The sequence below is a fragment of the Vallitalea pronyensis genome (assembly GCF_018141445.1).
GTDB classification, from domain to species: domain Bacteria; phylum Bacillota; class Clostridia; order Lachnospirales; family Vallitaleaceae; genus Vallitalea; species Vallitalea pronyensis.
On the sequence record NZ_CP058649.1, the window covers coordinates 4,865,730 to 4,891,361 of the forward strand.

22 protein-coding genes are annotated in these 25,632 nt (G+C 34.0%); 9 read left to right on the forward strand and 13 right to left on the reverse strand.

Going from position 1 to position 25,632, the window contains the following annotated elements:
• Positions 1–107 precede the first annotated feature (107 nt).
• The 9 genes from HZI73_RS20260 to HZI73_RS20300 form a co-directional block, all read right to left on the reverse strand.
• Positions 108–1,922, reverse strand: coding sequence for a substrate-binding domain-containing protein (locus HZI73_RS20260; RefSeq protein WP_212695179.1), 1,815 nt, complete (start codon positions 1,920–1,922; stop codon positions 108–110).
• Positions 1,919–3,124: a response regulator transcription factor gene (locus HZI73_RS20265; protein ID WP_212695180.1), complete on the reverse strand. Its 1,206-nt coding sequence runs from the start codon at positions 3,122–3,124 to the stop codon at positions 1,919–1,921. The genes HZI73_RS20260 and HZI73_RS20265 overlap by 4 nt, the downstream gene beginning before the upstream one ends.
• Positions 3,125–3,141: 17 nt before the next feature.
• The gene (locus tag HZI73_RS20270; RefSeq protein WP_212695181.1) at positions 3,142–4,929 is read right to left on the reverse strand and encodes a cache domain-containing sensor histidine kinase; all 1,788 of its coding nucleotides are present in this window, start codon (positions 4,927–4,929) and stop codon (positions 3,142–3,144) included.
• Positions 4,930–5,113: 184 nt separating this feature from the next.
• The gene (locus tag HZI73_RS20275; RefSeq protein WP_212695182.1) at positions 5,114–6,046 is read right to left on the reverse strand and encodes a DUF5107 domain-containing protein; all 933 of its coding nucleotides are present in this window, start codon (positions 6,044–6,046) and stop codon (positions 5,114–5,116) included.
• A 91-nt stretch (positions 6,047–6,137) separates the two neighbouring features.
• Positions 6,138–7,313, reverse strand: a complete 1,176-nt coding sequence (locus HZI73_RS20280; RefSeq protein WP_212695183.1) for a uroporphyrinogen decarboxylase family protein — start codon at positions 7,311–7,313, stop codon at positions 6,138–6,140.
• 153 nt (positions 7,314–7,466) lie between these two features.
• Positions 7,467–8,522 (reverse strand): arabinose ABC transporter substrate-binding protein, encoded by a 1,056-nt coding sequence (locus HZI73_RS20285; protein WP_212695184.1) that lies wholly within the window; start codon positions 8,520–8,522, stop codon positions 7,467–7,469.
• Between the two features lie 108 nt (positions 8,523–8,630).
• Entirely contained in the window at positions 8,631–9,620 is a 990-nt protein-coding gene (locus tag HZI73_RS20290; protein WP_212695185.1) for an ABC transporter permease, read from the reverse strand.
• Between the two features lies 1 nt (position 9,621).
• Entirely contained in the window at positions 9,622–11,124 is a 1,503-nt protein-coding gene (locus HZI73_RS20295; RefSeq protein ID WP_212695186.1) for a sugar ABC transporter ATP-binding protein, read from the reverse strand.
• A gap of 161 nt (positions 11,125–11,285) precedes the next feature.
• Positions 11,286–12,419: a uroporphyrinogen decarboxylase family protein gene (locus HZI73_RS20300; protein ID WP_212695187.1), complete on the reverse strand. Its 1,134-nt coding sequence runs from the start codon at positions 12,417–12,419 to the stop codon at positions 11,286–11,288.
• Between the two features lie 309 nt (positions 12,420–12,728).
• Between HZI73_RS20300 and HZI73_RS20305 the strand changes: the two genes are divergently transcribed.
• The 5 genes from HZI73_RS20305 to HZI73_RS20325 all read left to right on the forward strand — a co-directional run bounded on the left by HZI73_RS20305 (position 12,729) and on the right by HZI73_RS20325 (position 17,589).
• Positions 12,729–13,622 carry an AraC family transcriptional regulator gene (locus HZI73_RS20305; protein WP_212695188.1) on the forward strand — a complete coding sequence of 298 codons (894 nt, stop codon included), beginning with the start codon at positions 12,729–12,731 and terminating at the stop codon, positions 13,620–13,622.
• A gap of 345 nt (positions 13,623–13,967) precedes the next feature.
• Positions 13,968–14,663: an HAD family hydrolase gene (locus tag HZI73_RS20310; protein WP_212695189.1), complete on the forward strand. Its 696-nt coding sequence runs from the start codon at positions 13,968–13,970 to the stop codon at positions 14,661–14,663.
• A gap of 325 nt (positions 14,664–14,988) precedes the next feature.
• On the forward strand, positions 14,989–15,567 hold the full coding sequence (locus HZI73_RS20315) for a flavodoxin family protein (protein ID WP_212695190.1): 579 nt from the start codon (positions 14,989–14,991) through the stop codon (positions 15,565–15,567).
• Positions 15,561–16,241 (forward strand): NAD(P)H-dependent oxidoreductase, encoded by a 681-nt coding sequence (locus tag HZI73_RS20320; protein ID WP_212695191.1) that lies wholly within the window; start codon positions 15,561–15,563, stop codon positions 16,239–16,241. Before HZI73_RS20315 ends, HZI73_RS20320 begins: the two co-directional genes overlap by 7 nt.
• Positions 16,242–16,947: 706 nt before the next feature.
• Positions 16,948–17,589: a hypothetical protein gene (locus HZI73_RS20325; protein ID WP_212695192.1), complete on the forward strand. Its 642-nt coding sequence runs from the start codon at positions 16,948–16,950 to the stop codon at positions 17,587–17,589.
• A gap of 39 nt (positions 17,590–17,628) precedes the next feature.
• On the opposite strand, the gene HZI73_RS20330 is transcribed toward HZI73_RS20325, so the two are convergent.
• Positions 17,629–18,441, reverse strand: coding sequence for a peptidoglycan-binding protein (locus HZI73_RS20330; RefSeq protein WP_212695193.1), 813 nt, complete (start codon positions 18,439–18,441; stop codon positions 17,629–17,631).
• A 1,152-nt stretch (positions 18,442–19,593) separates the two neighbouring features.
• Here HZI73_RS20330 and HZI73_RS20335 point away from each other — a divergent pair.
• From HZI73_RS20335 to HZI73_RS20345, 3 genes are all read left to right on the forward strand, one after another.
• Positions 19,594–20,121 (forward strand): RNA polymerase sigma factor, encoded by a 528-nt coding sequence (locus tag HZI73_RS20335; RefSeq protein ID WP_212695194.1) that lies wholly within the window; start codon positions 19,594–19,596, stop codon positions 20,119–20,121.
• Positions 20,111–20,335: a BhlA/UviB family holin-like peptide gene (locus tag HZI73_RS20340; RefSeq protein WP_212695195.1), complete on the forward strand. Its 225-nt coding sequence runs from the start codon at positions 20,111–20,113 to the stop codon at positions 20,333–20,335. The genes HZI73_RS20335 and HZI73_RS20340 overlap by 11 nt, the downstream gene beginning before the upstream one ends.
• 474 nt (positions 20,336–20,809) lie before the next feature.
• Positions 20,810–21,622 (forward strand): peptidoglycan-binding protein, encoded by an 813-nt coding sequence (locus tag HZI73_RS20345; RefSeq protein WP_212695193.1) that lies wholly within the window; start codon positions 20,810–20,812, stop codon positions 21,620–21,622.
• Positions 21,623–21,661: 39 nt separating this feature from the next.
• Here HZI73_RS20345 and HZI73_RS20350 read toward each other — a convergent pair whose 3' ends face one another.
• The 3 genes from HZI73_RS20350 to HZI73_RS20360 form a co-directional block, all read right to left on the reverse strand.
• Positions 21,662–21,949, reverse strand: coding sequence for a hypothetical protein (locus tag HZI73_RS20350; protein ID WP_212695196.1), 288 nt, complete (start codon positions 21,947–21,949; stop codon positions 21,662–21,664).
• An 815-nt stretch (positions 21,950–22,764) separates the two neighbouring features.
• Complete coding sequence (locus tag HZI73_RS20355; protein WP_212695197.1) at positions 22,765–23,388, reverse strand: response regulator transcription factor; 624 nt, start codon at positions 23,386–23,388, stop codon at positions 22,765–22,767.
• A 72-nt stretch (positions 23,389–23,460) separates the two neighbouring features.
• Positions 23,461–24,525, reverse strand: a complete 1,065-nt coding sequence (locus tag HZI73_RS20360; RefSeq protein WP_246552229.1) for a sensor histidine kinase — start codon at positions 24,523–24,525, stop codon at positions 23,461–23,463.
• 166 nt (positions 24,526–24,691) lie between these two features.
• On the opposite strand from HZI73_RS20360, the gene HZI73_RS20365 reads away from it, so the two are divergent.
• Complete coding sequence (locus HZI73_RS20365) at positions 24,692–25,624, forward strand: ABC transporter ATP-binding protein (protein ID WP_212695198.1); 933 nt, start codon at positions 24,692–24,694, stop codon at positions 25,622–25,624.
• The last annotated feature ends 8 nt before the right edge of the window (positions 25,625–25,632 follow it).

Below are 25,632 nucleotides of genomic sequence, written 5' to 3' on the forward strand. Positions count from 1 at the left end.
CCTATTATATTTTTATGATGATATCCTATGTAAACCTATTGTATTAGTTCAGTAACTTATTGATAAACCTATCTATGATATATTAGAACAAAGGGACTACGTAGCGTTTATTTATTGGTCACTACTTTATCCTTACTAATAACCTTTTTAGGTAATTGCTTACCTGCCATATAGTCTTTAATAACTCTTATTAATTGCTGTTGGTTAATGGGTACGGACTGTACTTGACAGCTAATTTGTGGATGATTGATCATGTCATCATAAGCATTATAGCAGGACACTACCGTCACGTCTTTACCTGATTCTAATCCATAATCTTCAATAGCCTTAATGGCTCCTATGGCCATAGCTTCATTATGAGCAAAAACCACATTCACTTGACCATTGCTATCTTCAAGTATGTTGAACATGCTCTCCTTGACCACATCTAGATGCTCGCCTGCTTCACAGGTATAATCAATGTTAATTCTAGAGTAGCCATTAATAATTTGATTGAAACCTTCGCTTCTCTGAATGGTTGATGCTAATGCCGCATGACCTCTCAGTTCAACGATAACCATATCCCTTTCCATGTTATACACATGGTTGACCAAATATCTGGCTGCTATTTTCCCTTGATCATAATAATCAGAACCCATATAGGTGGACCATAAATGATCTTTTGCAAAGACTTCATTCTCTAATAGTATCACAGGAATGTTATGACCCTTGGCATGATTCAGTATACCATCCCAACCTGTACTCACAACAGGTGATAAGACAATCATGTCTACGCCTTTATCAATTAATGCTCTCATCTGCTTTAATTGCAGCTCTTGTTGCTCTTCTAGGGATAAATTTGTATCCATGGTCTTATAGATGATGTCTATGTTTTCTTGTTGGAATAAACCCAAGAACATATCTAAATTCAAGTCCTGAACCTGCTGTGATTCGATATAACCAACCCTCATAGCGGGTAATTGCCTAGGTGTATTGGCAATGTATTCCTCATTGTCCTTGGTAATGGGTATGGTATCCAAAATAATCTTTTTAGGCATATCTTCTTCGCCATGTAGGATATCCATGGCGTATTCAACGGCTTCTTTACCACCGATCGGACATAAAAAAGTGGTATTCAGAATATCCTCTTGGATATAATGTTGATATTGATTGGACATTAACCCTGAAACACCGATACAATCCACATGGATATTGTTATCCCTTGAAGCATAATAAGCCCCAAGAGCCATGGCATTATTATGGGCAAAAACCATATCAAAATCCTTGGTCCTCTCTAACAGCTGACGCATTTTTTCTTCGGATTGACTTCTTAGCCATTCTCCTGAAAAACTGGATATAAGCTTAATGTTGGGGTGTTGCTGAATGATATGATTAAAGCCGTGACTCATGTCAACAACGGAAGGTGACTCTAGGGGACCTCGTATTTCTATTACTTTACCTCCTGCTTGTCCTAAAAGTTTTACTACTCTTTCACCTGCTTTTTTACCAATGGAATAATAGTCAGGACCAATAAATAGCGATAAGTCATATTGGCTGACATTCCGATCCAGCACAATCACTGGTATCTGTTGATTAATGGTATGCAGTAAGGGTCCAAGGACATTCACATCGTTCACTGTTACGATTAAGAGGTCTATACCATAATCCATTAACTGATTAATGTCTTTTATCTGTTTGTAGGTACTTGAACCAGCATTGGTAAAAATGACACTAAGATGACTGATTTTATCTGCTTCTTCCTTTATTTCTTCATGTGCAATTATCTGCCATTCTTCACTCAGATTAGGATGAGACATACCGATTAAATACTCAATCTGAGGTCCTTTTTCTCCTCTGTTTGTAAAGGATAGTATCAGGATTATTGCCACAACAAAAGGCATGAAAAAGAGGATATAATGGTACTTTTTCCACTGTTCCTTCACATACGCTCATCCTTCCTCTGTCTAAAAGCAGTCGGTGATTCACCTGTCACTTTCTTGAATGCTGAACTAAAATAATGTTGTGTGCTATACCCTACATTTTCGGCTATTTCATAAAGCTTAATGGTGGGATTAAGCATGAAATCCATTGCTTTTGTAATACGGACTTTGGTCAAATACTCTTTAAAGGTCATGCCTAATTCTTTCTTAATTAATCGGCTTAAATAAGCAGGACTTACATTTAATGCTTTGGACACTTCCACCAAACTTAATGCTTGATGATAATATTTCTTTTCAATATAGCATGTTGCCAAGAGAACAATGGGTGTATGTTGACTATGTGTCATGAGACGTTCATATAACTGCTGATAGTACATGGGCAGCTCATAGAAATCTTCGCCAATCTCCTCATAGTCCATTAATAATTCTCTTCCCAGATACTGACTCACCATCTTTTTTAATCGATGTTCCACTTGCAATAAGTCGTCTTGTTGGACATCAGGTAGTAAAGCCACCACCACATTGGTGTTGGTGTGAAAGGTTAAAGCTTGCGTGTAGGTCCCCAATATTTCTTGCAACATGTTTTCGATACAGAAATTTAACAAATCATGTTCCATTTTAACGGTATGTTCATTTTGAATATCCAGAGGCTTAATCATAAGTAATAAACGAATACGATGATAATCCACATTTAATACATTTAATTGACTATAAATCTTTTGATTATCCATTCGACCATGGATCCAATCTGACAATAATTGCTGACGTATGGTGTGTTTATTTTTTTTCACTTGATACTTGGCCCAATTTATATAAGCATTGTTTTTTTGATTCGTTTCTAAGACTTTAATAGCATCTGTGACCGTTTCAATGAGTTCTTTTTTATTGACTGGCTTCAATACATAATCAAAGACCCCCAGATTAACTGCTTTTTTAGCATAATCAAATTCATCATATCCTGATATAATAATCATCATACAATGAGGTAAGATTGCCTTAAGTTCACGAATGAGTTCGATGCCACTTAAAAATGGCATGCATATATCCACAAACATAATATCCGGTTCTTTTTCTTGGGCCAATTGACGTGCTGCCTTACCATTTTCTGCCTCACCCACCACTTGAACGCCAATGGCGTTCCAATCCATTTTACTTAATCCTCTACGAATCTTTGGTTCATCATCAGCAATTAAAAGTTTATACACGATGAAGTCCTCCTCCTTTAGTCACGTATGATGGGATGCCTTATATAAACCGTCGTTCCTTCACCCTCAATACTCTCAATCTGTATACCATACCCATGGCCAAAAGATAATTTTAACCTTTCGTTCACGTTAAACATACCAATACCATAGTGACTGGGTTTGCTTTTTTCTCCGTTAAAAATAAGATTCATTTCTTTAATGGTTTCGTGATCGATGCCCCTGCCATTATCCTTAACGCTTAAACATAATATATGACCTTGTTGTTCTACGTTGATCCATATATTGCCTTTTACTTCACTTTCTTTTATGCCATGGTAAATAGCGTTTTCAACAATCGGTTGTAATATTAATTTGATTACTTTACAGTCCCTAAGCTTATGGTCAGCGGACAAGACGTAATCAAATTTATCTTCATATCGAGCCATTTGTATGGTTAAATAGCTTTCCACATGTTTTATTTCTTCCCTTAATGGTATCATTTCTTTCCCTTTACTAAGGCTAATTCTAAACAACGTGGTCAAAGACGTGATCATATCGGAAATATCATCCGCTTCATAATCGCTTGCCATCCAATTAATGGTATCTAGGGTATTGTATAGAAAATGAGGTTTTATCTGGGCTTGGAAAGCCTTTAGTTCAGCCTCACGTTTCTTCTGCTGTTCCACATATACAAGATTAATTAGATTTTTCATGGATTCAATCATATGATTAAAACTGTTGCCAAGCTTACCGATTTCATCCTGATACTTACTGTCGAATCGTACCTCCAGCTCACCATGTTCAGCCCTAGCCATTAATTGCCGTAATTTACTAATGGGTTTTGTGAGACTCCTTGTCAGGAATCCTGAAAACAGGATAGCAAAGAGTAAGATCAGTATTCCATATAGAATAATATACATAATGACCTCTATGATGATGCTTAAGGTTTCATTGGTTGGAAAAATACCAATCACATGCCATTGGGTATACTTAGAAAATTCTTTTAAAATTTGATAGGAGTGGTTACCAATCATATGGATACTGCTTTGATGATTCAATCGAATTAAATCAGGATGTATACGATAGACAATAGGGTTAATGGGCGCATACACCACGTCTCCATGAACATCCGCTACATATAAAAACCCGCTTTTACCAAGGACTGCACTGTCGATGATATCCTTAATCACCGTTAATTTCATATCAACCATCAGAACACCTTTAACGGTACCCTGTGCGTCTTTAACAGCTTTTGCAATGGAAATCACATTATCTGCACTGTAGTAATCATAGACGCTTCGCACATTCCTTCTGATGGGTTTACTAAATAAAAGCACTTCATCAGGATTGGTGACTGCTTGCCTATACCAGAACTCCATGGTTAATGGTGTGCTTTCAATTTTTTCCATGTTATGACTCAGATAATTTCCATAGGCATCTGCAAAGAGCATACCAGAAATAGCCAACTCAACCTGGGAGTAAACATCTAACGTATGAAGAATTTCTTGTTCTAATACCTGCTTATTTTCATCGGATTCGTATTCTTGATTAATGTATTTTAAAAGAGATGTATCTTCAGATATAATGTGTATATTTTTTTCCATGTTCATGATATAGAACTCAATGTTGGTCTGTACTTGTTGTACCATTTGACGTGTGTGGTTGTTGGTGACTTCCTCAAGGGACCTTGTAACCATATTAAAATTTAGCATACTCAGTGTGACAACAGTCAGTAGAATCACAACGATATAATTCAACATCATCTTATAACGAATGCTTTTATTTCGATAGAATGCAATCATGTTTTTAATAATGGTCACCTCCATGTCATCACATCGAGTCTTATGTGCTATACCCCATTTTTTATACTTTCTAATAGTATAACATACACACCGAAAAAACGGGTTGGATTTACCCGTTTTTCTATTATTTGCTTTCTAGGTGTTGCTTAGCAGTTATGATCTAATGATTATGCTATGAATAGCTGCATATTCTAAACATTACTTATCATTATTCAAGACTTAATGCGATATCAAATGTAACACTTTGCTGAGGTTTTAATGCCAACAAACGGTCATAGGTCTTAGCTGTTTTTACACTATCATAGTACCCATTGGTTGGCTCTAATGCACAATTATAATCACCTCTAAAACCACCTTCGGTTATCCAAAATCCTATGTATGGCAGCTTTTCCTTGTCAAATTTAACGGTGTATCGTACATCGTCTTCTGGGTAGAATACCCCACATGTACCCTCTGTAATCTGGTCTTTAATATAATATTTCTCGCATTTATTGGCTGATTTAGGACAAACCTTGTTGAGCGGATACTTTTCACCTTTTAGTGTTTCTGTCATGGGATAGGGATGGATGGTTCCAACATCACCTAATATGGTGCTAGGGCTGACATTAATGATTTCTTTTGTATTTTCAGGGAATTGAATCAACATATCTTCTTTACAATGAATGAGACAGTGCATAGCCCATAACCCATAGAGGATGCTGTTACCATGATTCGTAATGGTATAGTCTATCAAGAGGCTGTACCCCTCTACTCTTATGACCTTTTCAAATTGATAAGGCAGTATGGTGCTGGTAAAAGCCATTTTGATATGGTTATCCTCTATCACATAATCAAAGGCAGCACTCCATATTTCTCCATGGTCTGGGTACTTGACTTCTTGGTCTCCATAATAAACGGTCTCTGCATCAATACTTGGAAAGCAGTCATCAAAACCTGAAGCATCATATTCTGAAAATACGTCATAGGTATTTGCCTTCTTATACACATCGTATTTGTTCTGATAGAGCAGTTCAAATTGCTTATGTTTATGGTAAAAGGAAGCAATTTTACCACCTATCTCTGGCAAAATCACCACTTTAATCTGATCATTTTCCATTTCAATTGCTTTTGTTCCTTTAAACTCACACGTTCTTATCTTCATACATCTCATATCCTTTTCATCGTTTCTGCCTTATCATGCTATGTTAATCCATTCAACTTGACCTTATGATAAAACGTTGTTTTCATCTTATCTAATATTTAGCAAGGCTCATAGCTGTATCACAATAGGCCTGTAGATTCTCTAATGGTGTGCCATATTCTAGAAAGTCAGCGCTTTGTAAAATAAACCTTTCAATGAGCTTACCTTGTTGGATGGTCCGTTCTGTTACCTCTTTCACCAAGTCAACGGTGCCGTTTTTCAATACATTAACTTGATCGACACCACCCGTAATGGTGTACGCTTGATTAACGATTTCATGTGCTTTAACAAGATCCCCATCTCCTAGGGGTGCTGGTGAAAAAGGTTCTACAACTTTACAGCCCAACTGTTTATAAGACCCCACCAAATTCATAAGCTCCCCACAATTATGATAAATAACAGGAATGCCGTTTCTCTGACAAAATGCTATGTACTCTTTTTCAAATGGTAACACATATTCTTCAAAAAATCGAGCCCCAAGAAAACCACCTGCTACATTCCCACCAATACAAAAGGCATCGATACCAGATGCTTCCATTGCACTGGTTACATCCGATACTCTTTTCATAGCAAATTCCATTAAGCCCTTATAAAATGCATAGTCGGTGATAAATAATGAATACAATTCTGTATGGTCAATGAGCGTGGATATATTATTAAATAGTCCTCCAGGAGTCCATGCACCAATCAGACCATCTTCACCCATAACTTTCTTAAGGTTACTGACTATTTTTTTCATCTTCTTTTTAACGGAATCGGAAATAGGGGGTTCATACTTGCTGGCTATTTCTAAATCCCGCATGTTCTTTATGGGCTTTTCTGTACATGCATACATCAAAGTCCCTTCCCTTATGGTATTAATGGAAAAATCTTGTGTCAACGTACCTTCTGGTGTTCGAATTGTGGATTTCTTGATGAGGGTATCGCCCTTATGTATTTCCTTCGTGGTTACTTCCCAGTTATCGGATTCACAATAGATATTCAAGCCTCCCATGGTTAACAACATGGGTTCATCTTGATCAAAGAAAAGCATTCTTACAAAAGGGTCCACACCTATTTGTCTCTGAATTTCAATAACTTTGGTTTGAATGGTCTCGAAATCCCATGGGTCCACTTCTGGATACATTTGCGAAATAAAGTGTCCCTGCCCCTGAATAAATAGGGTTACGGGAACCCGATCAACCTTTTCACCATCCATTACTTTTAAAAAACGTTCTCTTCCTGTCATCCCATCCATCTCCTTATTCTTATTATTACACATTTCACGTTAATCAAGGGGTTATCTCTTTTAGCATAACATAATTGGTAGAAAAATATAATGACTTATTCCAAAAATGTAAGCTTCATACTATTGATTGAGATAACCCCTTCTGGCCTTTATTTACTTGTATTCGTCCATGATTTCTTTATAATTATCCTCTGTGACAATAACAGCGTCTACTGCATATTCCATGGGCATCTCTGTTCCATTTAATATATATTCCATTAAAAATTTTGCAGAACTGCTGCCCACATCTGCTGCTGAGAAGTAAGACGCCGCTTTCATGGCTGAATATTCTTTTTCATATTCCCCAACTGCCAGATAAGCGCCTAGTCCAACTACACAGGATTCTTTGTCCAAACCCGCTTGTTCTAAAGCTCTAACTGCTCCGATACCACCTTCATCATTAATCACCATGACCATCCATTTCTTAATCGCTGGATTGGCTGTTATAATACCCGATGATACGGTAAATGCTTCTTCTGTTGAACCGGTGTAATCGCCATAGAAAAACTTCTCTTCATTAAAATCTGGAATGAGTTCCTTAAATTTATTATATTGGCCCTCTGTTCTAGGTACACAACTGGATATGGTATTGGCTGTTAAAAACAATACCCCTGTTTCTTCATCATTGTGCAAGTCATTTTCCACAACATACTCTGCCATCCATTTACCCACAGAATAACCTATTTTATAGGCACTAATACCAACCCATGGTGCTAACTTATTGCCATTTTCATCTTGTAAAGCATCATCCGCGGCAATAACAGGAATACCAGCTTCTTTTAATTTATTGACCGTAACTTGACTTAGTTGTTGATCTGGAATACATGTAATGACACCATCAACCTTTTGGGCAATCACATTATCAATGGCTTGTAAATAAGTATCCGGGTTCATTTTGGCATCAATATAAATAAATTCATCTGCACCCATTTCTTTGGCTTTTTTTTCTGCTGCTGCTCCTTCGTCAATAAACCATACTTGGTCACCAGCTTTGTAAATACCTGCTATAACAATTTTATCATCCGCATTTTTCTTAGGTGCATCACTTGTACTATTGGATGATGATGCATTTTTATCATTGTTCTTGTCAGCACTGTTCCCTTGGCTACACCCTGCAACTGATACCGTTAACACAACCAAAATCAACATTAAACCTATAATCTTCTTCATTACCTAACCCTCCACTTTTCTTATTTTTGCTCTATGGCATGTAGGATAATACAAGACTTATGCATAAGTGGTCCTTAGTAAACACTCCTCTATGTATTGCCCTATTAGCTATATTGCCATACTTTCTTGAAGCAGTTTTCTATTTCTTACCTTTTTTCGATAATAGTCAAACGCTAAAGCAATGAGTAACAGCATACCTCGTGCTACGTACTGCCAAAACACTGGTACACTCAGCATGATTAATCCTGTATTAAACCCTTGTAATATCAACACCCCAAGGACAGTCCCAAATATGGTACCGACTCCTCCTGAAAACGCTGTCCCACCTAATACCGCTGCAGTGATGGCATCAAATTCCAGACCAACAGAGGCTGAAGGTTGACCTGAACTCATACGGGCTGCTAATAATGAACCACCTAGAGCTGCTAGAGCACCTGAAATCATATAAAGGATAATGGTTATTCTTTTTGGATTCAGTCCAGCTAATCTGGCGGCTGTTTTATTACCGCCAATGACATATATACTTCTTCCAAATCTTGTCTTTGCTAAGATGATGCCAAAAATAATAAAACCGATGATTAAAATATAAACAGGAATCGGTATGCCTAATAGTCTATAATTTCCCATCTTGATGAACGTTTCATTCACGATAAATTTCGGCTTACCACCACATATAATATAGGCGATTCCCCTCATAATGGACATGGATGCTAATGTTGCAATAAATGGTTCCAGTTGCAGCTGATTGACAAAAAATCCATTAAATACACCAACAATCATCCCTGCTATCATAACAAGAATAATGGTTAAAATAAAGGGGACACCATTGATTAACAACACTGCGGATAAGACGCTGGCAAAAGCAGCTACAGAACCTGCTGATAGATCCACTAAACCTGCGATGACTAAATAGGTCTCACCGATAGCTACTAAGCCGATTAGTGAAGCAGCAACAAGAATGTTAATAAAATTGGTTGCAGAAAAATAGTACCTATTGAAATAGGAAAACACACCTACAATGATAACCAGTGCTATCATCAACCCTATACGGTCACTGGGTATACTCTCTTTGAGCTTCTTCAAGTTTTCTTTGTTCATCTTAACTAACCTCTCCTTCTAACATGGCATAAGCAAGAATTTTTTCCTCTGTTGCATCTTCTCTCATCACTTCACCTGTCATGCGTCCTTCTTTCATCACAAGAATGCGGTCACTTAAACCGATCACTTCAGGAAGCTCTGAGGATATGAGAATAACGCCCATACCTTGTTTGGCACAGTCACATATTAACTTGTAAAATTCTGCTTTTGCACCTACGTCTATACCTTTTGTAGGCTCATCCAGAATAAGCACTTTAGGATTGGTTGTTAACCATCTTGCAACAATAGCTTTTTGCTGATTACCACCGCTTAACTCCACTATTTTTTTAAGGGCATTGGGGGTTTTAATATCAAACTTATCAATGTTGTCATGAACAATCTTTTTTTCAAGCTGCTTGTTCACAAAGCCTAACTTATTAACCAGTTGGTCCATCACAGCAATACTGATGTTCATGCCAACAGATAAGTTGGGCAATATACCCTGTAATTTCCTATCTTCTGGACACAATACAATGCCTCTCTTAATGGCTTGTTTTGGAGAATTACTCAAGGCATCTTTGTTTTCTAAACGTATGTTGCCACTCGTAATCTTATCTGCACCAAAAATAGCTCGCATGACTTCTGTTCGCCCAGCACCAACCAGTCCAGAAAAACCAAGGATTTCTCCTTCCCTTAATGTGAAGGATACATCATCCACATCCTTCGTTGTAAGTCCCTCCACTTCTAACAGTATATCACCATATGTTTTTTCTCGATCCAAAGCTTTAAAAATATCACCTAAATCCCGACCAACCATCATGGTAATTAACTGCTGATTGGTCACCTCATGGCGTTTCACTAGATCCACATACTTACCATCTTTGAACACAACAACTTTATCGGCAATGTCCTCAAGTTCTTTCATTCTATGGGATACATAGATAATGACTTTATTCTCACTTTTTAACTTTTTAATGATACGAAACAGTGCATCAATCTCACTGTCCGATAAACTTGCAGTAGGCTCATCAAAAGCTACAACTTTCAAGTCTCTGCTATAAGCTTTCATGATTTCAACCATTTGCTGATGGGCGACACTGATGTTCTTCACCCGTGCCTTTGGATCAATGGGGATACCAAATTCTTCAATGATTCTTTGAGCATCTTGATATAATTTTTTATGGTCGATCATACCATTTTTTTTAACAGGTAGATGCCCTAAAAATATATTCTCTGCAACACTTAAATCCAAGATAATCTGGCGTTCTTGATAAATAATACTGATACCTTCATCTATGGCTTCTTTTGGTGACTTAAAATGTTTCACTTCTCCGTTAAGGACATATTCCCCGCTGGTGGGCTGAAAGTCACCGTTAAGTATCTTTAATAAAGTTGATTTTCCAGCGCCATTTTCACCAAGAAAAGCCAAGACTTCTCCACTTTCAGCCTTAAAACTGATATCGTCCAATGCTTTGACACCTGGAAAATATTTGGTTATATGTCTAAATTCCAGCGTATTCGTCACGTCTCATCCTCCTTTCAGTCATACCTGGCTTATACAAGGTATTATACAAGGATTGCTGGTTTCTGTATTTACAATAAAGTAGCATTATGTATAATAATATGCTATTCATCATCCATGTCTATCTATCTTGAATCATATACACTTCTGATGATGCAATAAAATTATCTACAATAGCGTTGAAAAACCTCGTATACTTCTTTTCCTAAAACATCCGTATCTCTTGCAACGTGATCATATTTCGATTGATTTAGCGCATATACCTCACTTAAGAAAGAAGCCACAATGGTTCCTTTTTTTCTAAGACCACTAAACAGTTCTTTATAATATGTATTAACGTGTAATGGTGCAAAGTCACAGACCATCAGTGCTAACTTATCTTCATACAATGCCTGCATTTTATAAATCTGCTTAAAATTACCCATGCAAAAATTATTCACACCTGTGCAGCCATCCGTGTGTAAAATATTCTCTAATTGATGTTCAGCACTACCACAGAAATGAAGGGTACCTCCACCAAAGGCCTTGAATATTGTTGCATTATAAGGGACAACAAATTCTTTATATAGCTCGGCACTCATAATTGTACAATCATCATCAGCCAGCCAAATGCCGCCAAAAGCTTCAGGCAATAGGATACCATGAGGAAATGCCCCTGCATTTAATTCCCTACCCATATGTTTCTTTTGAACCTTCACCCAGTTAATAAAAACCTCTGTACTAAAGGCCATGATTTCATGAACATATTTAGGTGCCTCATACATCCATATAAATAAGTTTTCTACCCCACATAGGCATAGAGCAATATTTAATGGTCCTTGAGGGTCCGTAAAGGAAACAGGTAAATCCGTATGTGCCTTCATGTAATCAATGGTTTCTAAAACTTTTGGCATTAAACCATCTTTATATGGGTCTGGCATGGACAGCTTATTGATGTCTTCTGGTCGTTTCAAAACGGTACCTTCAACAGATGGATCACTATGTTCATGAAATTGGATATTGCATCCTAGAGCTGATGGGATTACACCTGTACCATACCATGGAAATAACATGGGTATGTAGTCATCTTCGTACCGCTCTAAATGATTGTCAATTTTCTTCAATTGATAGTCCGTCATTGTTTCTGGATTGGTAAAGTAATCGGCTGGAATTTTATTAGGATTCTCCCCATCCATCCAATAACTCACATCTGAAACAATAAAGGGTACCTCATCGGTACTCTTGTATTCATAAGCATGCAATATTTTCTCATAACTTTTATCAAATCGCTCTTTGTATCGTTCACAATAATTTGTCATGTCTTATCACACCTTTCGTTATTGATTAGCTCTCTTATTATTAACGATACTACACATTTGTTATTTTGTATTTACAATGAAGGTGGATTATTTATAAAAATATGACATAAATACTAGATTGGTAACTTTATAATGTCTGAGATATCTATTTATGCATCTTGTAAGTTGTTACCATGTTTGATAGGATTAGTATAAGATAGTCATGAAAGAAAGTAATGTAATCCATATCTCTGTTAAACATTATAGTGCAAAAGATGTTGTGCAAGGATTTTGCTAATAAGGTAGACTTGTCATTAAGGAGGGACTGATATGGAAATTCTAAAAAGGCTTAGTGATACCATTGATTATATTGAACGTCACATTGAAAATACCATTGATTATGATGACATAGCAATGCTTGTCCATTGTAGTCCATATAATTTTCATCGCATGTTTACCTTTATCTGCGGTATATCTGTAAGTGAATACGTTAGACGTCGACGTTTAACACTTGCAGGATTAGAACTGGCAGAAACTCATACTAAAGTAATTGATGTTGCTCTTAAATATGGCTATGATTCACCCGTTTCATTTTCAAGAGCCTTTAAAGCAATGCATGGCATATCGCCATCTATGGTTTATAAAAGCAAAACGCAACTTAAAGCATTTCCAAAGATGACCTTCCAAATTAAAATTAAAGGAGATGTTGAAATGGATTATCGTATTGAACAGAATAAGGAGATGTCATTTTTTGGATATGAGGCACTTATTTCCACTACAGGTGATAACAATCACTATGACCATCCTGGTTTATTTTGGAATGAAATACACGAAAAAGGGCTATATGACCAATTGCTTGAGGCTACTGGATATAAAGAACACCCAGAGTTTAAAACCTTATGCAACATTCATGCAATCATGAACTATAAAGACACCCCTGCCCATTCTTATGCTTATATGATTGGCGCATTACTTTCAGACAAAAGCAATGTTAAAGATTGCTCTGTTATTAAAATACCGGCTACAACATATGCTGTCTTTCCTTCTAAACCATTTAAGTGGGAACATATAGGAACGGTTATTAGTGAAATGAACGAACGCATTTATAATGAATGGTTACCTACAACCGATTATGAAAAAATGAATGGTGCTGAGTTTGAAATATATGGGGGTACAGAGGATGAAGGGTACATTGAATTATGGATACCCATTGAAAAGCTATAATAATAGTAACCATTTATAAGGTAATGTAAAGGTGGTATGATTGTGGCTATAAACTTTCTAGGAGATCAGTTATGAAATTGTTTCATGTAAGCCAAGAAAGCAATATAGAGAAGTTTGTACCTATAAATCCATATAGGAAAGATATGGAGTTTATGTGTTGAAATAACGAAAACTTCTTTAAATTGGTCAATGTGCAGAATGGGAAATGCTCGAGATAGAAAAAAGATTAACTAATTCACTTTAACACAGTTAAAATAAATTCATAGTTTAAAGAAATCTAAATCTGTTTATTCAAATGATACTACAGAATATGATTAAAATGTTATCTTTGGAAAGGAGGTATTTATGAGCAAAAAAGGTATTTTCCTAGATTTTTATGGAACGGTTGTTGAAGAAGATGATAAATATATTCATCAAATCTGCCATAATGTTTCCAAATCATCCTTAATAAAGGCAAGTGCAAGTGATGTCGGCTATTTCTGGTGGAAAGAATTTATGTCAATGTTTACTAATAGTTATAACCAAAATTTTAGCAAACAACGCATGCTACAAATACAATCACTAGAAAATACAATAAAATATTTTCAAGCAGACAGTGATGCTATTACGTTATGTTCTATATTATTTGAGCATAGTCAAAATGCTATGATGTATTCAGATAGTGTAGAGTTTCTTAGAACAGTATCACTTCCAGTTATCATCCTTTCAAATATAGATAGGCAAGATATATTATTATCTATTAAAAAGAATGGAATTAATGTTAAAGATATTGTTACAAGTGAAGATGTAAAGAGTTATAAACCTAGACCAGAAATGTTCACTTTAACATTAAAAAAACATAAGTTTAATAAAGAAGATGTTATCCACATTGGAGACTCTTGGAGTGCAGACATTGTTGGAGCTAACAATGTAGGTATAGATAGCATATGGATTAATCGAAAAATGAAAGAATATAACTCAGACATACAACCATTAGGTATATGTCATAATCTAGTAGAAGCATTAGTACATATCAATAAAACATATAGAACTTTTCACTGAGTGAATAAGAAGAAGGTATATAAAATGTAGATTTGCTATTAATTCCAGAGTGTGAAATTATCTCTGTAAATTAGCTTTCTATGCTCATTTGATGGCATGGTGCTAGAATTGCTAGTATTCATGCCTATCTTAACTATATGATATGTTAATCGCATGTCAATAAAACCCCTCACTTACGAAACCTCTATTTTATTTAGATTTCCAATTATCAAAATTCATTATTTATTAATGGATACTATTGCTGAAAAAGTCTAATTGTGTTACAATTGCACTATATATATTGAAAAATAAATAATCATAGATTTTTTTAAGGAGTGGATATTTTATGAAAGCTTTGATTTTAAATGGATCTAGAAAGGGAGAAACACACATAGAAACTCCACATAGTATTGCCACTAAGCTTCTTGAGGAAAGTAATTATGAAGTCACCTCTTTTCTATTACATGAGCTGGATATTAAGAACTGCATAGGTTGCTATGGTTGCTGGTTAAAAACGCCTGGAATTTGTACTATAGATGATTTGGGTAGAGATATTGCTAAGTCAATAATCCAGAGTGATTTAGTGGTATATCTTACTCCAATTGTTTTTGGTGGTGTATCCTCTGAATTAAAGAAAGTAGTCGATAGAATAATTCCTTTAGTACTTCCTTTTTTCACAAGGGTCAATGGCGAAGTTCATCATAAACCTCGCTATGACAAATATCCTCGAGTAATAGTCTTAGGTGTACTTCCTCAAAAGAATGAAGCAATGGAGATTCCTTTCAAAAAACTTATTGAACGTAATGCTCTTAATTGGTTTAACCCTCAATATTCAGGAACTGTACTTCACAGTTGTTGTGAAACAGTTGAAATAGAGAATAAGATTGAAACTTTGATTAAAGACAGGGGGGTAAAGGTGTGTTAAATTCTAAAAATGCATTATTACTTATTGGAAGCCCAAAGAAAAATAACAGTACATCAGCTTCCTTAGGAAGTTATTTAATTGGCAAATTAGAGCTAGAAGGCTTCACTACAGAAAAAATAAAAATAGCATCATCTCTTAAAACTAAATCAGGTATTGAAAAATTATTACAAGCGGTGGATAATTCCGAAATCATTATCTTATCCTCTCCTACATACGTAGATTCTCTACCTGCAGGTGCTATTAAATCCTTTGAATTAATCGCTGAACATCGAGATAAAAGAAAATTAATCAACAAACAGAAAATAATGTTTATTGCAAATTGCGGTTTTCCCCAAGCTCTCCACAACGATGTAGCCCTTGATATTTGCAAGTGTTTTGCAAGTCACGCGGGATTTATTTGTATGGGATCTCTTGCCCTTGGAGCTGGAGGTGCGATACGTGGTCGCCGGCTTGAAGATTTAGGAGGTAAAGTTAGAAATATTATTAAAGCTTTAGATATAACAGCAGCAGCTTTAAATAATGATACTTCAATTCCCCTGGAGGCTGTGGAATTGATGAAAAAACCCGTTATACCTCCACGGATTTATACAGTCTTTGCAAGTTTAATCTTGAAGAAAAGGGCTAAAAAATTTGGTGCCAAGAAATATTTATACTCTAAGCCATATGAGGTATAGAGGGGCAAAAGCGTCTAGGGACGCTTTTTGCGATTTTAATTTGCACTAACTACAGAATTTAGATTATGCGGTAAGTTAATTTACTGTTAATCATTTTAAAGGCGATGAATTAACTAGAAAATGTTTTCCATCACCCTCTAAGAGATAATTTTGCAGCTAGAAAACCACTTATTTTTGAAGTTAGTTTAATTGAAGTTTCAATAAGCTATATAAAATATTATTTGGCTTTACTAATAGCTCTGAGCAAATTGTTCAATACACATCAATATCACTTAAATCTAAATTTAATACATCATCAGTGTCCCCTAAAAACAAAGATACTTTGTATCCAATACATTGCTTTTTTTATGTCTCTATCATCAATATCTTCACTTCATTTCTTGTAAAAAGAACTTGCTAAGCTTGCATCATGATATTCTGTGATTTCAAACTCATTGAATTCGTCTTCGCGTACATCATATCCACATCTAAGTAGATTATAAACTTTTATCATAGTCATCCATCATCCTCTTAATCAGTGGCTTGACAAACCCTACATTGGAGATATTTGTAGGTGTTATGATATAACTGATATAAATACCACTTATAGTGTACCAAAGTATGTATTTTGTATCCGTTATAAAAATTTAAAATAATTTAATAAATAATTTTATATTGAAAATTATTTATTTATAGTATAATATAAAATAGGGAGGTGTCATTATTAATGAAACAAAAATATATAATTTTATCTATATTTATATTATTTATTATATCTTTAATAAGTTACAATCTAATATTTAAAGATAGCACCGCTAAAATTGCTTTGGTAAATAAAAATAATCAAATAGATAATTTAAAAGAATTAGCAGTTAATTATTTTGAAGACTTACAGCGGTCAGGATTGAATTATTTTGAACAAGGTCAACTAAAAAAAGACTCTATGATCACTTTTGCAATTAAGTATAATCTTATGAATAATCAAGAAGAAACGGTGATTGATGATTACTATATAAATGCTGAAACAGTGAATGATACTATATACAATTTTTTTAATATTGATAACATTGACTTAGAAAATATGCATCATACCATTAAACCTGTTAAGTATAAAAATGGTATGTACTATAAGTTTCCACATCAGTATTATGAAGCTACTATACTAAAAATAAGTAGTTTCATTACTAAAGTTAATTATATTAGTGATGATATATATCAAGTATATGTAACTGATTATGTAACATTTCCAGTAGATAATCAAGAGTTCGTTTATGGTAATATAAAAAGCAATATTAAATATAACGATAAAAAAGGGATATATCAACTTATTGAATATAAAGAAATATTGAAAATAGAAGGTTGGAGATAAAAAAATAAGGGGCTGTTAAAATAGCCCCTTATTTTTTACCTATGGTCGTTGTCCATTTAAAAGTTGCGTTATTGTTAATCCAAAGGGCATTTGAAGATGTGGGCGGTCTTTTTTTACCCAATCTCCTCCCCATTCAAAACCATTGTTCTTTCCAATTGACCCTACTTTATTAAATGCTGATAAATCAGACCATAAACAATTTCCATTCTCATCGACAGGAACAAAATCAATTGCTAGTCCATAATTATGATATGATTTTCCAGGAGCTGCAGCATAAACGTTTGGATCTTCATACAATTTTTTTTGTTCTTCAAGAGAACGAAAACCACATGTAATCAGAATATCGATACCTTGTTCTAAAGCATCAGCTACAACAGATCTAGCGGCTGATTTAATTGTACTATTATAAAGTGTATTGATTTCTGTTTCATTTCTTGATTCATAATAGTTTTCAAGTGGAGCGGTTTGGCTCTCAAATAATTTTTGGCGAGTAATATAATCTACAATGCCATTACTTGTAAGTCCCTTACTTGTTTGAAAATTTTTAACAGCGCGTTTTGTACCTGTTCCAAAGTAACCATCAGGTGTCCCACAGTTAAAACCAACCTTATTGAGTTGTGATTGAATTGCTTTCACTTCACTTTTTAATTTAGACCAAGTATATGTACCTACTTCACCATCTACTACAAGCCCATAATCGCCCTGAAATGACTTAACAGCTTTTTCAGTGGTTGTTCCAAAGTACCCATCCTCTTCTCCGGCATTATAATTTAGTCCATTTAGAATTCTTTGTAAATCAATCACATCTGAACCATACATAGGTGGATTTTTTAATAATAAAACTCTTGCCATAATAAAACACTCCTTCTAATTTTTTAATAACACGTGTTATACTTATAAAAGAGCAAATATAACGTTATTTGTAAACCACCTTTATTCTTTTAATACTATTTTATTGAAAAAGTAGGTTTAGAGTATTGGGATCCGCTGTAGTCGAATAACTCTCTATAGCTACATTTAGCGTCACGTGCACTTCTCCTAGGTCAAAATCCAAAGCTATTATCTGAAAACTATTTTTAATAAATGGTATAGTATCTGAGCTATTGATTGTTTTACCATTCTCTACCACTTTTGGTATTCTCAATCCCTTATCTTTCCTCCCCATTTTCTTTGAGACAGTCTAGAAGTTCATCTATTTTCATGTCATCAATTCCAGTTGCTCCCTTGTTCTTCTTAACCTTCTTAAATAATTTATTAATATCATCTCTATTAAGAATTTTCCCAGTAATGTTTTTGTATAAATGATTGTTGGTGATGTTGTTTTAAGTTATCCTTGATAAATTATATGCTTCTTTATATTCTCTCTATTCAGTAGATTCCTTTATGGATAGCCTTCATTTTAATGTTGTGAATATTTATTCCATCTTTAGTAACATTATTGACTCACCTACTAAAGTTCAGTTCTTCCTTTATTGTAGATTATATAAGGTACTATGGCACCTGTTGACTTCATATCCCCAGGTAAGAACGCACCTTTCCTACAATATATCTGCTACACTTACACTGTAGTCTTCCGGAAAGTTTGGGCTTTAATTTGTTATGCTTACCCAGTTTACATATGCCTGATGTAATTTCTGTTTGTCAGACCAGAAGTTTGCCTAGAGCTTCGTTCAGATTCCTCGTCGCTTTCGCCCATACCTGGGCGCACATAAAGGTAACTGAAAATGCTAATAATTTCAGTCGCTCTAATTCTTTTTCTTTATTAATGCCTTATCCAAACAATAGTATTTAATGCTAATTTTTTGCTAAATAATTCTAATAAATGACCATTTAGTAACAAAATAAACATATTTATGTCATGGTAATGTCGTATTTATAAATGTTATAATTTGCTCTAAACATTAAAAAATACTGAAAAAATAGTATAAAAACAAAAATATTATGTTTATTTGGTTTACAAATAAAAGATAAATTTCTCTTTTATTCTTATGAGGGGGAATAATCATGAGAGAAAATATATCAGAATTAGTCGAAGAAAGTAAAATAGGAAATAGAGAAAGCCTTTGGAAGCTTATTCAAAGATTTAGCCCACTAATAGGTAAGTATTCTAGAATACTTAGATATGAAGATGCGAAAAACGATATTATAGAGCATTTTATTAGGATCATTAAACAAATGCCACTTATGTCGGAAGGAAAGGAAATCAAATATATTAATAATTCAATAAGAAATATTAGCATTAAATTATCTAAGAGATCATCAACTTATGAAGATAATATATTATTAAATGATCAAATGGAGTATTTTCAAAGTGAATTAAGGATAAATGGTCTTTCAATAGATATGGAAAGTGCATTAAAATCATTAGAAGACAAAGCTAGGAAAATAATATGCTATCGTTATATATTGGGGTATTCAGATACGGAAATCAGCAACAAGGTATCTATTTCAAGACAAGCTGTACATAAAGCAAGAAAAAAAGCACTTACTGCTTTACGATGTATGTTGGGAGGTGAAGGGTATGGAAAGTGAAATAATTAAAATTGCAGCGACTCAGGGTATATGGGCAACTATTGCAATTTCCTTGATTTTTTATATTTTGAAGTCTCAAGAAAAAAGAGATATGAAGCAAGCGGAAAGAGAAAAAAAATATCAAGAAATAGTCACCAAGCTAACAGAACAATTATATATCGTCAAGGAGTTAAAGGAAGATGTTGAGGAAATAAAAAATTATATTACTTCTTGAGTATTAGTTGAAAATAAAAGAAAATACACTTTTTATTTTAAGATTCAAAAGAGAGGTTGCCAATGATAAATGATCATATAAAAAGTTCAAAATGTTACTGTAGCATAATTTAATTAAAAGGGGAGTATCAATAGTTTAGTGTGAATGGATTTCTTATCGAAATTTAGTTATAACCTATTGATACTTTTTTCATTATGTGGAATATCTGAATTTGTTTTAATACACTACTCTTTAATTCTGTCAGCATAGTAGGATTTCACCCTGTACTAAACAGCTTCTCCATCGCCATCTATGTGATAATTCGAAAAGTCACTAACCATTTTTAGATTTAGAACACAGCGGATCCCAATACTCTAAACCTACTTTTTCAATAAAATAGTATTAAAAGAATAAAGGTGGTTTACAAATAACGTTATATTTGCTCTTTTATAAGTATAACACGTGTTATTAAAAAATTAGAAGGAGTGTTTTATTATGGCAAGAGTTTTATTATTAAAAAATCCACCTATGTATGGTTCAGATGTGATTGATTTACAAAGAATTCTAAATGGACTAAATTATAATGCCGGAGAAGAGGATGGGTACTTTGGAACAACCACTGAAAAAGCTGTTAAGTCATTTCAGGGCGATTATGGGCTTGTAGTAGATGGTGAAGTAGGTACATATACTTGGTCTAAATTAAAAAGTGAAGTGAAAGCAATTCAATCACAACTCAATAAGGTTGGTTTTAACTGTGGGACACCTGATGGTTACTTTGGAACAGGTACAAAACGCGCTGTTAAAAATTTTCAAACAAGTAAGGGACTTACAAGTAATGGCATTGTAGATTATATTACTCGCCAAAAATTATTTGAGAGCCAAACCGCTCCACTTGAAAACTATTATGAATCAAGAAATGAAACAGAAATCAATACACTTTATAATAGTACAATTAAATCAGCCGCTAGATCTGTTGTAGCTGATGCTTTAGAACAAGGTATCGATATTCTGATTACATGTGGTTTTCGTTCTCTTGAAGAACAAAAAAAATTGTATGAAGATCCAAACGTTTATGCTGCAGCTCCTGGAAAATCATATCATAATTATGGACTAGCAATTGATTTTGTTCCTGTCGATGAGAATGGAAATTGTTTATGGTCTGATTTATCAGCATTTAATAAAGTAGGGTCAATTGGAAAGAACAATGGTTTTGAATGGGGAGGAGATTGGGTAAAAAAAGACCGCCCACATCTTCAAATGCCCTTTGGATTAACAATAACGCAACTTTTAAATGGACAACGACCATAGGTAAAAAATAAGGGGCTATTTTAACAGCCCCTTATTTTTTTATCTCCAACCTTCTATTTTCAATATTTCTTTATATTCAATAAGTTGATATATCCCTTTTTTATCGTTATATTTAATATTGCTTTTTATATTACCATAAACGAACTCTTGATTATCTACTGGAAATGTTACATAATCAGTTACATATACTTGATATATATCATCACTAATATAATTAACTTTAGTAATGAAACTACTTATTTTTAGTATAGTAGCTTCATAATACTGATGTGGAAACTTATAGTACATACCATTTTTATACTTAACAGGTTTAATGGTATGATGCATATTTTCTAAGTCAATGTTATCAATATTAAGAAAATTGTATATAGTATAAATAAATAATTTTCAATATAAAATTATTTATTAAATTGTTTTAAATTTTTATAACGGATACAAAATAGATACTTTGGTACACTATAAGTGGTATTTCTATCAGTTATATCATAACACCTACAGATATCTCCAATGTAGGGTTTGTCAAGCCACTGATTAAAAGGATGATGGATGACTATGATAAAAGTTTATAATCTACTTGTCTAATAGATGTGGATATGATGTACGCCAAGAGGAATTCAGTGAGTTTGAAATCACAGAATATCATGATGCAAGCTTAGCAAGTTCTTTTTACAAGAAATGAAGTGAAGATGTTGATGATAGAGACATAAAAAAGCAATGTATTGGATACAAAGTATCTTTGTTTTTAGGGGACACTGATGATGTATTAAATTTAGATTTAAGTGATATTGATGTGTATTGAACAATTTGTTCAGAGCTGATTAGTAAAGCCAAATAATATTTTATATAGCTTATTGAAACTTCAATTAAACTAACTTCAAAAATAAGTGGTTTTCTAGCTGCAAAATTATCTTTTAGAGGGTGATGGAAAACATTTTCTAGTTAATTCATCGCCTTAAAAATGATTAACAGTAAATTAACTTACCGCATAATCTAAATTCTGTAGTTAGTGCAAATTAAAACTAAATCAAAGGAATAGACCAGCATGGGAGAAATCTTGTGCTGGTCTTTCTTTTTGTCCAAAAGAAAGGAAATAAAAATGATAGAGATACGAGGTGACGAGGTGACAGTGCCTCTGAGCTTTGTTAAACCAAATGTTTAAAGTAAAAAATAGCCAGTTGGGTTCTGTCTCTTAATTTAAGCTTTTCTAAAATAACGCTGATGTAGTTTCTTATTGTACCCTCACTTAAATACAGTTCATTTGCCATTTCCTTGTTTGAGAAACCTTTTGAAAGCAAATTAATAATCTCAAATTCTTTATCTGAAATTCCATAGTCTCCATAGTCCTTTTTATTTACTTGGTTAGACATAAAGGATGGAAGTTTACTCGTTATTTCCTCACCAAAAACATTCTGTCCGGAATAAACGGCATTAAGTGCTGGTATGATATTATTGTAATGCTGTTTCAAAATGTAACCCTTTGCTCCTATCTTTAGGGCTGTAATGATGTATTCATCATCTGCAAAAGTGGTCAAAAAAAGAATCTTTGCTTTCGTAAAGGTGTTCAATATTGTTTCAGCCGCTTCCAACCCACTTATTTTGCCCATTCTTATGTCCATTAAAAGAATGTCAGGTTGATGCTCTTTATAGCGTCTTATGGCCTCTTCTCCACTATTGGCTGTTGCTAAAACTTCAAAACCTTTTGCTTCTATGATTGTTTTTAACGACGATGAGACGAGAACATCGTCGTCTACAATTACTATTTTCATATTACCCCTCCGTATCAAATTTCAATCAATTGTGAATCTATGCAGAGAATCCATAGTTGATGTTTTGTAAAATTACGGTTTCATAAATGAGATAAATATTCTAAACCCTTTTGATTGATCAATATTTATAATTCCATTAAGTGATCCAACTCGTTGCTTTATACTCTCAAGTCCCATTCCTTTAAAGTTTTCTACATCCCCTTTTTTCTTCCCATTATCATAAATAATAAGCTTAAAAAGCTTAGGGTGTTCATATAGACTTATGGTAACATAATCAGCGTTAGAATGCTTCATAACATTGGATAGTGCTTCCTTAATGATGGCTATGATGGCATATTTAGCTTTTGCAGGCATCTCTCCAGTTATTTCATAATTTAATGTTGCTTTGCAAAAGGTAAAGTTTTTGAATATCTTATTGATTTCCGAGTAAAGATCAATAGAATGATCATGTAGGTCATGAACACTTTTTCTAATGGAGTTCATACCCTCATTCAACGTTTCTTTAACGACTTCAAGGCTTTTTACGGTGCTTTCTTCCTTGCTCACAGCCATGATGGCTCCAATTTGTAAGATTGAGCTTGAAAGAAGATGTCCTACATTATCGTGTATTTCTCGCGCAATCCTATTTCGTTCATTTAATGTAGCAAGATTAACCTCTATATCTTGCTTGATAACGAGCTCATTAATTTTCTCTTCAAGAGAAATAGAAAGTTCTGTCAAGTTATCTCTTTGATTGATGTAATTTTCTCTAAGTTTGTTTTCGTTCGTTGCTCGTACTTTTAATAAATAAACAATAAAACAGATGACGATTAAAACACCAATGGTACCTGATGAAAACTCATCAAAGTGCAACACGCAAGGAATGAGGGCTATAAGTGTTAGTATTTCAATTTTTGTTCTTAGTAGGTCATAAACTATTAAGGGTAAAAAGAATACAAACTGAGGATATAATGTTGACAAGATTAAATAAACGATAAATAACCCTTTAGTCACTCTCTCACTGTTGAAATATTCTAACAGCCCACTTATAGTAATGGCTACTGCCATAACAACAATCCCTGTATGAGGCGTAAACTCAAACAAAAGAATCCCTGATGTTCCCACAAAAATAATCATTTTATTTAGTATATTTCCCATGACTCATCCCTACTTGCTTAAATTACTTTCATTATAGCATAACAAATGCTCCTATCAAGATTAAAATGAGATTTATGACATTTATCATCTTAATCTTGTGACAGATAACACTGCCTTTTTCTAAAAATTTCTAATACAATAGAATTGCAGGAAAGGGGATGTTAATATGATAGCTAAAATTGAAAACTTAGTTAAAAGATATGGCGATCTAATTGCTCTTGACCATTTAAACATTGAAGTTAAGGAGGGTGAAATATTTGGCCTTCTAGGACCTAATGGTTCAGGGAAAACTACGGCTATAAATTGCCTACTTTCTCTATTAAAATTTGATAAAGGCAGCATCAAAATCTTCGGTAAAGAAATGACGCCATACGCCTATGACATAAAACGTAACATTGGTATTGTTATGCAAAATGTAGCAGTTTTCGACGAGCTCAATGTATATGAGAACATTGATTACTTCTGTGGTCTTTATGTCACAGATAAGAAAAAACGTAAAGAGCTAGTAAAACAGGCCATTGAATTTGTGTCATTAAAAGACTTTGTCAAGTTTTATCCAAAAAAATTAAGTGGTGGTCTTTTAAGGAGACTCAACATTGCATGCGGAATTGCTCACAAACCAAAGCTAATCATTTTAGATGAGCCAACCGTTGCTGTTGATCCTCAAAGTAGAAATAACATTCTAGAAGGTATAAAAAAACTAAATGAACAGGGTGCAACTGTTATTTATACCTCACATTATATGGAGGAGATTGAACAACTTTGCTCAAGACTTGCTATTTTAGATAAAGGTCAGGTCATTGCTTCCGGAACGAAGGAAGAAGTCAAAGGAATGATATCCCTAGGTGAAAAGATTGTTGTAGAAACCTTTAATATAAGTGACAATCATATGGATGGAATTCGTGAGATTCCTCATGTTATTGATGTTGAACTAAAAGAAAATGTTTTAACCATAAGGCAAAAAAATGGCGCAAGCAACCTTGTTAATATCATGAATTTTATCACTGAAAATGCTATTAGTTATGGTAAAATTTACTCTGAATTGCCAACCCTAAACGATGTATTCCTTGAAATAACTGGGAAAGAATTAAGAGATTAAGGAGGTAT

Coding starts and splice junctions, on each gene's coding strand:
- HZI73_RS20335 (WP_212695194.1), top strand. CDS start 19,594: ATGAGAGAAAATATATCAGAATTAGTCGAAGAAAGTAAAATAGGAAAT.
- HZI73_RS20330 (WP_212695193.1), bottom strand. CDS start 18,441: ATGGCAAGAGTTTTATTATTAAAAAATCCACCTATGTATGGTTCAGAT.
- HZI73_RS20325 (WP_212695192.1), top strand. CDS start 16,948: ATGAAACAAAAATATATAATTTTATCTATATTTATATTATTTATTATA.
- HZI73_RS20285 (WP_212695184.1), bottom strand. CDS start 8,522: ATGAAGAAGATTATAGGTTTAATGTTGATTTTGGTTGTGTTAACGGTA.
- HZI73_RS20290 (WP_212695185.1), bottom strand. CDS start 9,620: ATGAACAAAGAAAACTTGAAGAAGCTCAAAGAGAGTATACCCAGTGAC.
- HZI73_RS20340 (WP_212695195.1), top strand. CDS start 20,111: ATGGAAAGTGAAATAATTAAAATTGCAGCGACTCAGGGTATATGGGCA.
- HZI73_RS20350 (WP_212695196.1), bottom strand. CDS start 21,949: ATGCATCATACCATTAAACCTGTTAAGTATAAAAATGGTATGTACTAT.
- HZI73_RS20280 (WP_212695183.1), bottom strand. CDS start 7,313: ATGACAGGAAGAGAACGTTTTTTAAAAGTAATGGATGGTGAAAAGGTT.
- HZI73_RS20355 (WP_212695197.1), bottom strand. CDS start 23,388: ATGAAAATAGTAATTGTAGACGACGATGTTCTCGTCTCATCGTCGTTA.
- HZI73_RS20300 (WP_212695187.1), bottom strand. CDS start 12,419: ATGACAAATTATTGTGAACGATACAAAGAGCGATTTGATAAAAGTTAT.
- HZI73_RS20345 (WP_212695193.1), top strand. CDS start 20,810: ATGGCAAGAGTTTTATTATTAAAAAATCCACCTATGTATGGTTCAGAT.
- HZI73_RS20310 (WP_212695189.1), top strand. CDS start 13,968: ATGAGCAAAAAAGGTATTTTCCTAGATTTTTATGGAACGGTTGTTGAA.
- HZI73_RS20315 (WP_212695190.1), top strand. CDS start 14,989: ATGAAAGCTTTGATTTTAAATGGATCTAGAAAGGGAGAAACACACATA.
- HZI73_RS20305 (WP_212695188.1), top strand. CDS start 12,729: ATGGAAATTCTAAAAAGGCTTAGTGATACCATTGATTATATTGAACGT.
- HZI73_RS20270 (WP_212695181.1), bottom strand. CDS start 4,929: ATGGAGGTGACCATTATTAAAAACATGATTGCATTCTATCGAAATAAA.
- HZI73_RS20275 (WP_212695182.1), bottom strand. CDS start 6,046: ATGAAGATAAGAACGTGTGAGTTTAAAGGAACAAAAGCAATTGAAATG.
- HZI73_RS20365 (WP_212695198.1), top strand. CDS start 24,692: ATGATAGCTAAAATTGAAAACTTAGTTAAAAGATATGGCGATCTAATT.
- HZI73_RS20360 (WP_246552229.1), bottom strand. CDS start 24,525: ATGGGAAATATACTAAATAAAATGATTATTTTTGTGGGAACATCAGGG.